The following is a 15,048-nucleotide window of genomic DNA, read 5'->3' as shown; positions in this document are numbered from 1 at the left end:
CAAAAGAAAAGGGGCGGAACCGTTTCGGTTCCGCCCCTTTCGACTATCGGGTCACGCCTTGACGATCGAGACCTTCACCCCGCCGACGACCTCGGGGGCATCCGCGCCCACCGCGCCGAGAGACAGTGTGGTGGCGAGGATTTCGCCCGCGATCAGCTCGCGGTGGGTCTCCGCCCAGCCCAGGCGCTCGGCCGGGACGTCGAGCACGACCGTGATGCGGTCGGAGACGTCGAGGCCCAGGGACTTGCGGGTCTCCTGCAGGTCGCGAATGAGATCGCGGGCCCAGCCCTCGGCCTCCAGTTCCTCGGTGACCACCGAATTCAGCACCACCAGACCGGCGTTGCCGGGCAGGGCGGCGGTGGACTCGGGTTCGGCGGCGACCAGGCGCTGGGTGTACTCCTCCGGCAGCAGGGCGATGCCGGCGGCGGTGACGGTGCCGTCGGCGGACTCGCTCCACTCACCGGCCTTGACCGCCTTGATGACCGTCTGCACCTCCTTGCCGATGCGCGGGCCGGCGGCGCGGGCGTTCACCACCAGCTCGAAGCGGCCGTGCGCGGCCACCTCGGTGGTGAGGTCGACCTTCTTGACGTTGACCTCGTCGGCGATCAGATCCGCGAAGGGCCGCAGGCGTTCCGCATCGGCGGCGGCCACGGTGACCTCCGAGAGCGGCAGGCGCACCCGGAGGTTCTGTGCCTTGCGCAGGCTCAGCACCGTGGAGCAGACCGTGCGGACCTCGTCCATGGCCGACACCAGCTCGGCGTCGTGCGGCAGGTCGGTCTCGGCCGGCCAGTCGGCCAGGTGCACCGACCGCTCGCCGGTGAGGCCGCGCCAGATCACCTCGGCGATGAGCGGCAGCAGCGGCGCCGCCAGCCGGGTGGTCACCTCGAGCACGGTGTGCAGCGTGTCGATGGCGTCGCGGTCCTCTTCCCAGAAGCGCGAACGCGACCGGCGCACATACCAATTGGTGAGCGCGTCGGCGAAGGTGCGCAGTTCGTCGCACGCCGTGGCGACGTCGTACACCTCGAGCGCGGCGGTCATGACATCGCGGGTCGCCGCCAGCTTGGCCAGGATGTAGCGGTCCAGCACGTGCGGGGAGTCGGTGCGCCAGGTGCCGGGCTTGGAGGCGTACAGCTGCAGGAAGGTCCACGCGTTCCACAGCGGCCGCAACGCCTGGCTGACGCCCTCGCGGATGCCGCGCTCGGTGACGATCAGGTTGCCGCCGCGCAGCACCGGAGACGACATGAGGAACCAGCGCATGGCGTCCGAGCCATCGCGGTCGAAGACCTCGTTGACGTCCGGGTAGTTGCCCTTGGACTTGGACATCTTGAGGCCGTCGTCGCCCAGCACGATGCCGTGCGCCACCACCGACTTGAACGCCGGGCGGTCGAACAGCGCGGTGGACAGGATGTGCAGGTTGTAGAACCAGCCGCGGGTCTGGCCGTTGTACTCGACGATGAAGTCGCCGGGGCTGTGCGCGGCGGAGACGGCGGTGCCTTCGAACCACTCCTTGTTCTCGAACGGGTAGTGCACCTGCGCGTACGGCATGGAACCCGACTCGAACCAGCAGTCGAGCACCTCGGGGGTACGCCGCATCATCGACTTCCCGGTCGGGTCATCGGGATTCGGGCGCACCAGCTCGTCGATGCCGGGCCGGTGCAGGTCGCTCGGCCGCACACCGAAGTCCTGCTCCAGCTGATCCAGCGAGCCGTACACGTCCACGCGCGGGTAGGCCGGGTCGTCGGAGATCCACACCGGGATCGGCGCGCCCCAGTAGCGGTTACGGCTGATGTTCCAGTCGTGCGCGTTCTGCAGCCACTTGCCGAACTGGCCGTCGCGGATGTGCTCGGGAACCCAGGTGATCTCCTTGTTGAGCTCCACCATGCGGTCGCGGAAGGTGGTGACCGCCACGAACCAGGACGGCACCGCCATGTAGATCAGCGGCTGGCCCGAGCGCCAGCTGTGCGGGTAGGAGTGCTCGATGGTCTCGTGCCGCAACAGCTTTCCGGCGGCCTTGAGGTCCTTGATGATGACCGGGTTGGCGTCGAAGACCATGAGGCCCTCGTACGGCGGCACCATGGAGGTGAACTTGCCGCCGGCGTCGAGCGGCTGCACGACCTCGATCCCGTTGGCGGAGGCCACATCCATGTCCTCCTCACCGAACGCGGGCGCGAGATGCACCACGCCGGTACCGGAGTCGGTGGTCACATAGTCGGCGTTGAGCACCCGGTGCGCGTTCGGGTGGCCCAGGAAGAAGTCGAAGGGCGGCAGGTAGTCCAGGCCCGCCAGCGCCGCGCCCGAATGTTCGGACAGCACAGTCGGTTCCTCGCCCAGCTCGCGCGCGTAGTGCGAGACCCGCTCGGCGGCAAGCACATACCGCTTGCCGTCCTTGCCCTCGACGTGGGCGTAGGTGATGTCGGGGTGCACCGCGATCGCCAGGTTGGACGGCAGCGTCCAGGGCGTCGTGGTCCAGATCAGGGCGTTGGCGCCGTCGAGGGCGTGCAACGGGTGCTCGGCCGGCACCCGCAGCACCATGTCCACGGTGACCGCCGGGTCCTGACGCATCCGGTAGGAGTCGTCGAGACGCGCCTCCTGATTGGACAGCGGGGTCTGCTCGTACCAGCTGTAGGGCAGCACCCGGAAGCCCTGATAGATCAGGCCCTTGTCGTACAGCGACTTGAACGCCCACATGACCGATTCCATGAAGTCGAGGTCGAGGGTTTTGTAGTCGTTGTCGAAGTCGACCCAGCGCGCCTGGCGTGTCACATAGTTACGCCACTCGTTGGTGTACCGGAGTACCGAGGATTTGCACGCGGCATTGAATTCCGCGAGCCCCATGGCATCGATCTGTGATTTGTCCGTGATACCGAGCTGCTTCTCCGCTTCGATTTCCGCGGGCAGGCCGTGAGTATCCCAACCGAATCGTCGTTCCACCTTCTTCCCGCGCATGGTTTGGAATCGCGGGATCAAATCCTTGACGTATCCAGTGAGCAGATGGCCGTAGTGCGGCAACCCATTGGCGAAGGGCGGGCCGTCGTAGAAGACGAATTCCTCTGCATCGGAACGGTTCTCGATGCTGGCACGGAAGGTGTCGTCGGCGGCCCAGTAGTCCAGGACCCGCTGCTCCAGCTCAGGGAAGGACACCTGACCGCTGGTCTTGCTCAGATCAACGCGGGGATATGCGCTTCGGGTGGTGGTCTCGTCCGCCATGGCGGCCTCTCAGCTCCTCGTGCCAGCACTGTGGGCACGGGGACGATGCCGGCGCTCGGTGCGCCGTAACCGCGGTACCACCCCGCTTGCCCGGCCGCAGGATCACGAAAACCCTTGCAGGACCGAGCCTCTCGTTGTGAGCTGTGACGGGCTCACCCGTTCGGTTCTAATGAGCGGGCGGGCCCGCCGTTCTTCCGAAAGCTCCCCGGTGATGGCCGGATCAACGCCGTGTAGCTGTCTACATACTAGCGGGGCGGGTCCAGCGGATATTCCGCGGACCCGCCCCGCTAGTGCTTCGCATGTCTACCGCCTGCCCGGGACGAGGTGTCCTCGTCGTCGGTCCGCAGCGACAACGCACTGACGAGCAGCAGCACCGCGCCTATCACGCACACGATGATGCAGCCCCATGCCCAGATCACCGAACCGGTGGTCAGTGCGGTCACCAGCAGGCCGAAACCCACGGCTGCGAGCACAAGCGTCACCACGAGCAAGTGCACCACCCCCTCGTTGGGCTTCGATAGCGCCGGCTATCGGAGGACTCGAAAGGTTGGCGGCGATACCGTGCCACCCGGGAGTTCCACCCGCACGACCTGGCATCGCTGGCCGTATCTACGACTTTACTTGCTGCCCTTGAGAAGTGCGCCGTTGCCCGACGGGTCCTGGCCGAACTCGCCGCCGTCGACCGGGACCGCCGAACCACGGTTCTCCAGCTCCTCCAGCTGCGATTCCAGGTAAGACTTCAGGCGCACACGGTATTCGCGCTCGAAGGTCTTGAGCTGCTCGATCCGGCTTTCCAGCACGCTGCGCTGCTGGGTGATGGTGGCCATGATCTCGGTGTGCTTGCGCTCGGCGTCGGCCTGCAGAGCGTCGGCCTTCTCCTTCGCCTGGCGCAGCTGGGAATCCGAGCGGGTCTGCGCGTCGGACAGCATGGCCTCGGCCTTCTGGCGAGCGTCGGCGATCATCGCCTCGGAGCGCGTGCGCGCATCGCTGACCAGGCGCTCGGAGTTGGCGCGGGCGTTGGCGAGCAGCTGCTCGGCCTCGGTCTTGGCATCCGAGGTGAGGCGGTCGGCCATCTCCTGGGCCAGCGAAAGCACCTTGGCGGCCTGCAGATTGGCGTCCGCGGACGGAGCGTCCTGCTTGACGGCGGCCACGGGGACCGGGGCCGGCATGGGGGCCGGGGGCGGCGGCGGAGCGGCCTTGATGGGCTCCGGCGCGACCGGCGCCTTCACGGTCTGGACCGCGGGGCCCCGATTCTTCTTGGCGTCAGCGAGTTCCGCGTCCAGCTCAGCAACCCGCTGGCGAAGATCAGCGTTCTCCTCGATGAGGCGTGAGAGCTCCTGCTCGACCAGGTCGAGGAAGGCATCGACTTCATCCTCGTTGTAGCCGCGCTTCCCGATCGGCGGTTTGCTGAACGCGACGTTATGAACATCGGCGGGGGTCAGCGGCATGGAACGATCCCTTCACGCTTCGTATGGAGATCTAGCGGTAGATCTGGGCAAGCTTTCTTTCGGCCCATTCTGTCACACCTGAGCTATCGACTGCCCTGCCTGGCCCGTGATCGTCATCAAGATGAACACGATGAAAAGCAGGACCATAATGGACAGATCGAGCCGAATTCCCCCAAGATTCACTGGGGGTATCAAACGCCTCAGAAGTTTCACCGGGGGGTCGGTGACCGTGAAGATCACCTCCAGGATGATCACGACGAAGCCCGTCGGCCGCCAGTCTCGCGCGAAGCTGCGGATGAACTCGACGATGACTCGGCTGATCAGCAGCAGCCAGAAGAGGAACAGCAGTAGGTTCAACACCTGGAACAGGGCCACCGCACCACTCTGCCCTAGATTCCATGATCGGCAAAATAGAAACACTGGGCCCGATTGCTCTCCGCTTCGCTCCGGGCGGGTTCGCGGCCCTGTTACCTCGGCCTTCCCCCTGTGTCCGATTGCCCTCCGCTTCGCTCCGGTCGGGGTTCGCGGCCCTGTTACCTCAGCCTTCCCCCTGTGTCCGATTGCCCTCCGCTTCGCTCCGGTCGGGGTTCGCGGCCCTGTTACCTCGGCCTTCCCTCCTACGCTCCCCCGCTTCGCTCCTCCGCTCCGTCAGTCCAGGCCGAGGCGGGCCGCGAACTTCGAGCGTGACCGCGACAAGAGACACATGTAGAGCCCGAGTCCAGGCATGTGATTCATGACATGCCCATCTGAATGAGCGTGCGATACCCGACAACTCGGGCGCAAGACTCCCCCACGAATCCCCCGCGACTATTTCGCAACCCCCGTTGACGAACGCAATTCGTTGCCGCCGTTCAGTTTTGGCGCAACGGTCAACCCCCGGCTGCCGCCTCCGCGTACTCGCAGCTGCGGCAGCTCGTCACTTCTGGTTGTAGAAGCCGTTTTCCGCGATCCGGCGGCGTTCCTCGGCGGAGACGTCCACGTCGGCCGGCGAGAGCAGAAACACCTTGGTGGCGACCTTGTCGAACGAACCGCGAAGCGCGAACGCGAGTCCCGCCGCGAAGTCCACCAGGCGGCGCGCGTCGGAGTTGCTCATCTCGACCAGGTCCATGATCACCGGGGTGCCGTCCCGGAAGCGCTCACCGATGATGGCGGCCTCCGCATAGGTGCGCGGGCGCAGCGTGGTGATCTTGGACAAGGTGCCTCCGTCCTCGAAGATCTGGGGACGGCGGGCCGCCTCTATCCGGCGCTCCTGCTCCCGCAGCTCCTCGATGCGCCGCTCCGCGTCGGTGTCCATCGCGAGCGCGCCGCGGGTGCTGCCGCGCACCGCGGGCGCGCTGCCGCCCATGGCACGGGTACGGCTGGACGGGGCGGTGTCGATGCGGGTGGGACGGCGGGGCGCGTCGTAGCGATCGTCGGCGTCGTAGCGGTCGCGGTGATCCCGCTCACGGTGATCGTCGGCGTAGTCGTCCCTGCGGGACACGCTGTACCCAGGCTTGTAGGGCGCCTTGTAGGACGGCTCGTACGCGGGCTCGTCGTCGTAGCGGTCCTCGCCGTATCGGTCGTATTCACGCTCGCGTTCGGCGTAGGGCCGGGGACGACGCTGGCCACGCTCATCGGCGCTCCGGGCGGCCCCGCGGTCGTCGACGTAATCGTCTTCGTAATCCTCGAGCGGAACCATCCCGAAGTACGCCTTGAACTTGTGCAGCGTGCTCATCTGGTCGACCTTCCTTCGGCCCCGGTTGGCCTGGGGTGTTGTCCTGCTCAGTCCTCGTCTGCCACCAAGCATATGTTTCATATGTGACTGGTGAGGTTTCTTTGCTACGCCGAGGTTATCGGTCGCGCGCCCATCAGGGCAGTACCGACACGCACGCAGGTGGATCCGTGGGCGATGGCCGACTCCAAGTCACCGGACATCCCCGCCGAGAGCTCTTTCGCCTCGGGGTGAACGGCCGTTAATGCGGCGTGGATGCGGGCCAGTTGCTCGAAGGCCGCATCGGGCTCCACATCCAGCGGCGGGATCGCCATCAGGCCCGCGAGCTGCAGGGATCGTGAGGCCGCGACCTGATCGGCGAGCGCGTGCAGCGCCGCGTCGCGGGCGCCGCCGCGAGCCGGGTCCGCGTCCAGGGACACCTGCAGCAGCACGCGCAAGGGGGTGGTGCGGAATCCGTCGCCCAGAGCGGCCTCCGCACCCGCGTCGAGGGCGCTCGCGAGCCGGTCACTGTCCACCGAGTAGACCGTATCGGCCCAGCGTGCAACGGATTTCGCCTTGTTGCGCTGCAGCCGTCCGATGAACTCCCAGCGTATCCGGGACAGGTGTCCCAGCTGCGCCACCTTGCCCGCCGCCTCCTGCTCACGGGACTCACCGAACTCGCGGCGGCCCAGGTTATAGAGGATCTCGATATCCGAGGCGGGGAAGAACTTGGTGACCGGCAGCAGGCGCACCGACCCTGGTTCCCGGCCCGCGGCCGCGCACGCTGCGTCGATTCGCTCGATGAGTGCCGAGAGGGCGGTGGCGAGCTCGCCGGCGCGACCTCCGCCGGACGTGACCTGCGCCGCATCCGATCCCTGTGCGGCGGTGAAGCTTTCGGTCATTCTGAAACTCCCTCGGATGACATCCAAATCACACCGGCGAGTCGGCCCGTCGGCGCGCCGCGGCGGTGCGAGAACAGCGTCTTGTCCTCGATGGTGCACCGCGGGTCCGCCGCCACCGCGCCCACGCCGGCCGCCTCCAACTGCCGGCGGATGCCCGCGCGCAGATCCAGGCCGGGCGTGCCCTTGGCCGTGGTGGTCGCGCTGCCGGGCAGATGCGCCTCGACATCGGCGCGCATGGCGGCGGGCACCTCGTACTGGCGACCACTGGCCGCCGGGCCGAGGAACGCGCCGATGCGCTCGGGCTTCGCGCCCACCGACACCATGGCCTCCAGCACCCGCGGCACGATCCCGATCCGCGCGCCGATGCGCCCGGCGTGCACGGCGGCGATGACGCCGGCCTCGTCGTCGGACAGCAGGATCGGCACACAGTCGGCGGTGAGCACGACCAGCGCGAGATCGCGACGGGTGGTCACCAGCGCATCGGTGGCGGGCACCGGCTCGGTGCGCGGCCCGTCCACGATCTCCACGTTCCGTCCGTGGATCTGTTCCATCCAGACCAGGTGGTCCGGCGCGAGCCCCAGACTCTCCGCGAGCCGAACCCGGTTGCGCCGCACCGCCTCCGGATCATCACCCACGTGATCACCGAGATTGAACGAGTCGTACGGTGCGGCCGAGAAGCCGCCCGCCCTCGTCGTCACAACCCGTCTGGTCCGAAACACCGGCGCCGCTGCAGTCATGCCTTCGAGGGTAGTAGTCACCGGCGGGCAACCCCGAACTCAGCTCCGGTCCGGAACGCGCTCGCGCCCGCTCCGGGAGCCGGAGCGGGCGCGAGGGGCGAATCCGTCAGGGGCGCAAGGTCAGTGGCGCCCGGACAGGTCAGCGACGCATGAAGGAGGGGACGTCGACGTCGTCGTCATCGGCATCCGGCGGCTGGATGTGGCCGCGATTGTTGCCCGCGACCGTCGGGTCCACGGCGGGCCGGGGCGCGCTGTAGGACGGGGCCGGGCCGCGCTCGGCGATCGGCTGCGGGGCCGGTGCGGGCTCGGGGCGCGGCGCGGGCGCCGACTCGGGGGCGCGGGCCGAGGTGTATTCGTGCGTGCGGCTGACGCTTCCGGCGCTGGCGCTCGCGGTGCCGGCGGTATTGGTGAACCGGCTGACCGCGGGTTCGATGCGCCGGGAGGGACCGCTGCCATCGAAGCCGGCCGCGATCACGGTGACGCGGACCTCATCGCCGAGAGAATCGTCGATGACCGTACCGAAGATGATGTTCGCCTCGATGTGGGCGGCCTCCTGGACCAGCGAGGCAGCCTCGTTGATCTCGAACAGGCCGAGGTCGGAACCACCCGCGATCGACAGCAGCACGCCGTGCGCGCCGTCCATGGACGCTTCCAGCAGCGGCGAATTGATCGCCGCCTCAGCGGCCTTCACCGAGCGGCCCTCGCCGCGGGCGGAGCCGATGCCCATGAGGGCCGAGCCCGCGCCCGACATGACCGACTTGACGTCGGCGAAGTCGACATTGATCAGACCCGGGGTGGTGATCAGGTCGGTGATGCCCTGAACACCGTTGAGCAGCACCTCGTCCGCCGAGCGGAAGGCGTCCATCAGGCTCACGGCGGCGTCGCCGAGCTGCAGCAGCCGGTCGTTGGGGATGACGATGAGGGTGTCGCAGGACTCGCGCAGCGCCTGGATGCCGGCCTCGGCCTGGTTGCTGCGGCGCTTGCCCTCGAAGGAGAACGGCCGCGTCACCACACCGATGGTGAGCGCGCCGAGCTTGCGAGCGATGGAGGCCACCACGGGCGCGCCGCCGGTGCCGGTGCCGCCGCCCTCGCCGGCGGTCACGAAGACCATGTCGGCGCCCTTGAGGACTTCCTCGATCTCGTCCTTGTGGTCCTCGGCGGCCTTGCGGCCGACCTCGGGATCGGCGCCGGCGCCCAGCCCGCGGGTGAGTTCCCGGCCGACATCGAGTTTCACGTCCGCGTCCGACATCAACAACGCCTGCGCGTCGGTGTTGACGGCGATGAACTCGACTCCCTTGAGTCCCTGTTCGATCATCCGGTTGACGGCGTTCACGCCGCCGCCGCCGATACCGACGACCTTGATCACAGCAAGGTAGTTGTGCGGGGGCGTCATGGGCTCTCGCCTTCCTTCGATCTGAAACAGCTTGTCGTCTTCGGCTACCGACAAAACGCCGCCACTATGGTCTCGGTCCGGTAAACCCTCAACCATAGGTTCAGCGTTATGTCAAGTATCCGACTGGTGCCGAACGGTATTCGCAGCCACCGCGTTACGGGCGCAGGCGCGCCGAACCGAGCATCAGAATCTTGTGTGATTCGACTCGTCCGACCCACCCAGGCATCGTATCGTGGACGGTTGCCCTCCGGTCCTGGATCGGAACCGACGGTGCCCTTCCGGCAAACCACCGAAAATTTCGGCAGCCCAATGGGTATCGCTCACTTTACCGTGACCAGATTCGGACTCGAAACATCGAATACCTTGCCCGGCTGGGAGAGCAGCGGTCCGACCACGGCGGCTTTCCGGGCCGAATCCCCGGTTCCGCCCCAGAGCACGGTACGGCCGTCACGCAACTCCAGGGCAATATCCGAAACCGAGCGGGCCACAACCGCTCCCACGCCGACCTGGTCGCGCAGCGGAATCGGAATGGCGGCCATGACCGCGACCGCGGCCTCGGTGACCGGGTCCGAACCGCCCGGATGATCGGTCACCAGTTTGGGTATTCCGGGCCCCGGCGGCTCGATCGCGAATTCCACGCTGTCGCAATCGAGCAGGTGGGCACCATCCGGACTGTCGAAGTACAGCACCGGAGTCCGCTCCACCACGGTCACCCGGACCGTGGAGGGAAAAACCCGCTGCACGCGGACGGAGCGGACCTTGGGCAATCGCGAGACCCGTTCGGCCATGGCATTGGTGTCCAGCCGCATCATGGACAGACCGTCCGGTACCTGTAGCGCGGCCTGAACCTGTTGTTCCGGAACAGCACTCAGCCCATCGACTTCCACCGTGCGCACCGACAGCAGCGGCGTAAACCAGGCGACCAGTCCAAACGCGATCAGCACTACGACCCCGGCCAGCGCCCCCCGGCGCACTCGGCGCGACTGCCAGGCCGTCATGATCCGCGATTCGCGGGGCGCCCGCCCGCGCCGCAGCCGGGCCCGCCGGGCCGCCGCGCTCTCGGTCGCGGATTCCCCGCTGTCCTGCGCTGCCGCACCGGATTCGGCGTCGTACCCGTCCGGGTCGTAGCTATCGACGGCGGTCCCGACCGGCCGATCCGCCGCTCCCCCACCCGAGCTCACGGTGACTCACCGCCCGTGTGCGGGTCGTGCGCGCAGCCCGTCCAGAATCTGGCTGCCCAGCATGGTCACATCGCCCGCGCCCATGGTGATCACCACGTCACCCGGCCGCGCCAGCGCGCCCACCTGCTTGCCCACCCGGGACATATCCGGCTGGTAGTGCACGGGTTTGGTGACCGCGTTGGCCACCAGCGCGCCGTTCACACCGGGCAGCGGCTCTTCCCGCGCGCCGTACACATCGAGCACCACCACCTCGTCGGCCAGCGACAGCGCCGCGCCGAACTCGGTCGCGAAAGTGGCGGTGCGGCTGTACAAGTGGGGCTGGAACACCACGATCACCCGGCCCGGCCGCGAACGCGCGCCGTCACGCGCCTCCTGCGCGACCAGTTCGGCGGCGGCGGACAGCACCGCGCGCACCTCGGTCGGGTGGTGGGCGTAGTCGTCGAAGACGCGCACGCCGTTCTCGCGCCCGGTGAGCTGGAAGCGGCGGTGCACACCGCCGAAACCCTCCAGGCCCTGGATGATCTCGCCCATGTCGGCGCCGGTCGCGCGGGCTGCCAGCAGCGCGCCCAGGGCGTTGAGGGCCATGTGGCGGCCGGGCACCGACAGCCGCAGGGTGCGCGGGGCGGCCTCGTCGGAGAGCTGGAAGACGGCCACGCCGCCGACATCGCGCGGCTCCCAGGACAGCAGCTGCGCGCCGACCGGGACGCCGGTCTCGGCGAAATCGCCGGAGCCGTAACCGATCACCCGGATGCCGCGCGGATCCTCGGCCAGCCGGGCCACCGACCGCTGCGCCAGACCCAGCGAACCCGGATCGTCCACGCACACCACCAGACGGCCGCCCGGTTCGAGCCGGTCCACGAAATCGTCGAAGACCTGGACGTAGGCCTCGTCGGTACCAAAGTAGTCCAGGTGGTCGGACTCGATATTGGTGACGACCGCGACGTCCGGCGCGTACTGCAGCAGCGAGCCGTCGCTCTCGTCGGCCTCGGCCACGAAGATGCCGCCGGTGCCGTGGTGGGCGTTGGTGCCCGCCTCGTTGAGCTCGCCACCGACCGCGAAGGAGGGGTCGAAGCCGCAGTGCTGCAGGGCCACCACCAGCATGGAGGTGGTCGAGGTCTTGCCGTGCGTGCCCGACACCAGCAGCGTCTTGTGGCCCTGCATGAGCGAGGCCAGCACGGCCGGGCGCAGCAGCACGGGCACCCCGCGCCGATGCGCCTCCACCAGTTCGGGATTGGTCTTGGGGATGGCGGCGTAGGTGGTCACCACGGCGGTGGGCCCGCCGGGCAGCAGATCCAGGGCGCCGGCGTCGTGGCCGATGCGCACCTGCGCGCCGCGCGCCCGCAGGGCCAGCACGCCGCGGCTCTCCTTGGCGTCGGAGCCGGACACCATGCCGCCACGCGACAGCAGTATTCGGGCGATCCCGGACATACCGGCACCACCGATGCCGATCATGTGCACGCGCTGCAGATGGTCGGGTAGATCGGTGTGAGCTTCCGCGGTACCCACATCACTGTCCGGCCGCTCCACTGTCACCTCGAAGTACCCCGTTCCCTGGCATGTTTCATCGGATAGTTGGGCTCCCAGGCCCGGGTGCTGCGCCACGACTCGGTGGAGCGGCTGGTGCGCCGGGCCGAATCCGAATCTATCGACCGCCGCGCCGACGGTTCCGACCCGCCCCGGCCTCGACCCGAGGGTAGCGCGCGCCGCTGCGGACCCGACTTCACCTTGGCGTTGGCCTTCGCCTTGGCCTGGGTGCGGGCGCGGGAGGCCCTCGCGCGCTCGGGCGAATACAGTTCGGGTTTCGGCAGTCGCAGCAGACGGCTGAAGCGCCCGTCCTGGCCGGCGTGCAGGGCCGCCACCGCCTCCGGCTCGTGCCGGGCGGCGTTGGCGATGATGCCGAACATGAGCAGCGTGATGGCCAGCGAGGAACCACCCGCCGACACCAGCGGCAGCTGCAGACCGGTCACCGGCAGCAAACCGACGACATAGCCGACATTGATCAGCGCCTGACCGGTGATCCAGGTGGTCGCCGAGGCGGTGAGCAGCCGGATGAAGGGATCCACCGAGCGGGTCGCGATGCGCAACCCCGCGTACACGAACAGCGCGAACAGTCCCAGCACCAGCGCACAGCCGAGGAACCCGAGCTCCTCGCCGATGATGGCGAAGATGAAGTCGTTGTGCGCGTTGGGCAGATAGCTCCACTTGGCCCGGGACTGGCCCAGCCCGCGACCCCAGATGCCGCCGTCGGCCAGCGAATACATGGCCTGCCGGGCCTGATAGCCGATGCCCTGCGGATCGTCGCCCGGACTGAAGAAGGCGCGCATGCGGTCGGACCGGTAACCGGCCGAGAGCGCCAGGATCGCCGCCGCGACACCACCCGAGACCGCGATGGTCACGAACATGCGCAGCGGCAGCCCGCCGAACCACAGCAGCGAGGTCAGCACGATGCCGAGCGCGATGGTGGTGGACAGGTTGGGTTCCAGCACGACCAGGAAGCACACCAGCAGGCCCGCGGGCACCAGCGGCATGAGAATGTCCTTGTACCCGGCCTTCTCGCTCTGCCGGGAAGCCAGCAGGTGTGAACCCCACACCACCAGCGTGACTTTCACGACCTCCGACGGCTGCACCGACACCACGCCCAGGTCGAACCAGCGCCGCGAACCCTGCACCTCGCTACCGATGCCGGGGATCAACACCAGCACCAGCAGCACCACCGACAGCGCGAAGACCGGGAACGACACGCGGCGCATCACCCGCATCGGAATCCGCAGCGCGATGTAGAACAGCACCGCGCCGAACGCGGCCAGCACCGCCTGCTGGATGAACAGCTTGTAGGCCGAGCCGCCGCCCGCGTAGGACTCCACGCTGGAGGCCGAGAGCACCATGACCAGACCGAGCACGGTGAGCAGCACCGCGATCGCCACCACGAGGTGGAACGACGCCAGCGGGCGGGCCAGCCAGGCACCGAACCATCCGATTCTCGGTCGCTGGGTCTGGTTCCCGGCCCGCCGCGGCGTCGCCGTCGTCATTCGGTTCTCCCGATGTCCTTCTCGTCCAGGGCCTGCACGGCGGCGGCGAAGCTGCGACCGCGGTGCGTGTAGTCGGCGAACATGTCCAGGGACGCCGCGGCCGGGGCCAGCAGCACGGTATCGCCGCGATGGGCGAAGCCGGCCGCCACGCGCACCGCGCGCGCCATCACCGCTTCGGGCTCGATCTCGGTGAAGGGGTCACCCATTCGAGCATCGTCCCCCGAATTCAGCTCCACGACCGGCACATCCGGCGCGTGTCGCGCGAGCGCGGCGGCGATCGCGGCCGCGTCCTGGCCGAACAGTACGGCCGCCACGAGATGCTCGCGGCATTCCTCGATCAGGTCCTCGACGCTGGCGCCCTTGAGCTGACCGCCGGCCACCCAGATCACGCTGGGGTGGGCCAGGATCGAGGAGCGCGCGGCATGCGGGTTGGTGGCCTTGGAGTCGTCGACGAATTCCACGCCGGACAGCTCGCGCACGAAGGCCGCCCGGTGCGGGCCGACCTTGTGCTCCTGCAGGCCCTCCTTCACGAACTGCGGCGCCACATCGATGGCTCGGGTCAGGGCGGCGGCCGCCAGGGCGTCGGCCACACCGGCCGGACCCTGCGGGCTGATGTCGCCGACCTCGGCCAGGATGGCGGCCTTGGTGAAGGCGCGGTCGAGCAGCTTGCCGTCCACCACGCCGAGTTCGCCGTCGGCCGGGACGCCGATGCGGAAGCCGACGGTGCGGCGCGCCTTGGACTTTCGCGCCAGCGACGCGGCGACGGCGTCGTCCAGGCCGACCACGCCGACCCGTCCGGTCAGCGCGCGCGCCTTGGCGGCGGCGTAGGCGTCCAGGCCGCCGTGCCAATCCAGGTGATCCTCGGCCACATTCAGTACCACGCCGGCCTCTGGGCGCACCGACGGCGCCCAGTGCAGCTGGAACGAGGACAGTTCCACGGCGAGGATCTGCGGGCCCGGACTGCGGCGCAGCGCGTCCAGGATGGGCAGGCCGATATTGCCGCAGGCCACCGAGGGGATCCCGGCGGCGCGCAGGATGGCGTGCGTCATCTGGGTGGTGGTGGTCTTGCCGTTGGTGCCGGTCACCACCAGCCACTTGCGGACCGGGCCGTAGATGCGGGCCTGGTCGACCCACCAGGCGAACTCGACGTCGCCCCACACCGGGATGCCCTCGGTGACGGCCGAGACCAGCACCGGGGAGTCCGGCCGCCAGCCCGGGCTGGTGATCACCAGCGCGAAGCGTTGCAGCGCATCGGGTGTCAGCAGGTCGGCGCTGGTGGCGGTGCCCAGACCCAGTTCCGCGGCCTCGGCCAGGGCCTTCTCGCCGCCGTCGGTGACCACCGGGCGTGCGCCGATGTCCTGCAGCGGCTCGATCAGCGAGCGTCCGGAGACGCCCCAACCGGCCACCAGAACGTCACGGCCACGCAGGAATTCGAGCATGGGCCCCGGCGACCGCAGAACC

The 15,048-nt window shown here is 68.5% G+C and carries 12 protein-coding genes; all 12 read right to left on the bottom strand.

What is annotated here, in order from left to right:
- Positions 1-51 precede the first annotated feature (51 nt).
- Positions 52-3,207 (bottom strand): isoleucine--tRNA ligase, encoded by a 3,156-nt coding sequence (gene ileS / locus ON33_RS06945; RefSeq protein WP_040856629.1) that lies wholly within the window; start codon positions 3,205-3,207, stop codon positions 52-54.
- 287 nt (positions 3,208-3,494) lie between these two features.
- Positions 3,495-3,698: a hypothetical protein gene (locus ON33_RS06940; RefSeq protein WP_040856741.1), complete on the bottom strand. Its 204-nt coding sequence runs from the start codon at positions 3,696-3,698 to the stop codon at positions 3,495-3,497.
- A gap of 126 nt (positions 3,699-3,824) precedes the next feature.
- Positions 3,825-4,655 carry a DivIVA-like cell division protein Wag31 gene (wag31, locus tag ON33_RS06935; protein ID WP_040856627.1) on the bottom strand — a complete coding sequence of 277 codons (831 nt, stop codon included), beginning with the start codon at positions 4,653-4,655 and terminating at the stop codon, positions 3,825-3,827.
- 72 nt (positions 4,656-4,727) lie between these two features.
- Positions 4,728-5,030: a YggT family protein gene (locus ON33_RS06930; protein WP_040856625.1), complete on the bottom strand. Its 303-nt coding sequence runs from the start codon at positions 5,028-5,030 to the stop codon at positions 4,728-4,730.
- Positions 5,031-5,571: 541 nt separating this feature from the next.
- Positions 5,572-6,369: a cell division protein SepF gene (sepF, locus tag ON33_RS06925; protein ID WP_040856623.1), complete on the bottom strand. Its 798-nt coding sequence runs from the start codon at positions 6,367-6,369 to the stop codon at positions 5,572-5,574.
- A gap of 104 nt (positions 6,370-6,473) precedes the next feature.
- On the bottom strand, positions 6,474-7,247 hold the full coding sequence (locus ON33_RS06920) for a YggS family pyridoxal phosphate-dependent enzyme (protein ID WP_040856620.1): 774 nt from the start codon (positions 7,245-7,247) through the stop codon (positions 6,474-6,476).
- The gene (pgeF, locus tag ON33_RS06915) at positions 7,244-7,984 is read right to left on the bottom strand and encodes a peptidoglycan editing factor PgeF (protein ID WP_040856617.1); all 741 of its coding nucleotides are present in this window, start codon (positions 7,982-7,984) and stop codon (positions 7,244-7,246) included. The genes ON33_RS06920 and pgeF overlap by 4 nt, the downstream gene beginning before the upstream one ends.
- A 139-nt stretch (positions 7,985-8,123) precedes the next feature.
- Positions 8,124-9,377, bottom strand: coding sequence for a cell division protein FtsZ (gene ftsZ, locus ON33_RS06910; RefSeq protein ID WP_040856614.1), 1,254 nt, complete (start codon positions 9,375-9,377; stop codon positions 8,124-8,126).
- Positions 9,378-9,697: 320 nt separating this feature from the next.
- The gene (locus tag ON33_RS06905) at positions 9,698-10,558 is read right to left on the bottom strand and encodes a cell division protein FtsQ/DivIB (RefSeq protein ID WP_306307506.1); all 861 of its coding nucleotides are present in this window, start codon (positions 10,556-10,558) and stop codon (positions 9,698-9,700) included.
- 6 nt (positions 10,559-10,564) lie between these two features.
- Positions 10,565-12,010 carry a UDP-N-acetylmuramate--L-alanine ligase gene (murC, locus tag ON33_RS06900; protein WP_051151731.1) on the bottom strand — a complete coding sequence of 482 codons (1,446 nt, stop codon included), beginning with the start codon at positions 12,008-12,010 and terminating at the stop codon, positions 10,565-10,567.
- A gap of 77 nt (positions 12,011-12,087) precedes the next feature.
- Positions 12,088-13,587 carry a putative lipid II flippase FtsW gene (ftsW, locus tag ON33_RS06895; RefSeq protein ID WP_051151724.1) on the bottom strand — a complete coding sequence of 500 codons (1,500 nt, stop codon included), beginning with the start codon at positions 13,585-13,587 and terminating at the stop codon, positions 12,088-12,090.
- Positions 13,584-15,026 carry a UDP-N-acetylmuramoyl-L-alanine--D-glutamate ligase gene (murD, locus tag ON33_RS06890; RefSeq protein WP_040856610.1) on the bottom strand — a complete coding sequence of 481 codons (1,443 nt, stop codon included), beginning with the start codon at positions 15,024-15,026 and terminating at the stop codon, positions 13,584-13,586. Before murD ends, ftsW begins: the two co-directional genes overlap by 4 nt.
- Positions 15,027-15,048 lie beyond the last annotated feature (22 nt).

Source organism: Nocardia niigatensis NBRC 100131 (genome assembly GCF_000308655.1).
In the GTDB taxonomy this organism is placed as follows: Bacteria; Actinomycetota; Actinomycetes; order Mycobacteriales; family Mycobacteriaceae; genus Nocardia; species Nocardia niigatensis.
This window is presented reverse-complemented; position numbering and strand designations above follow the sequence as displayed.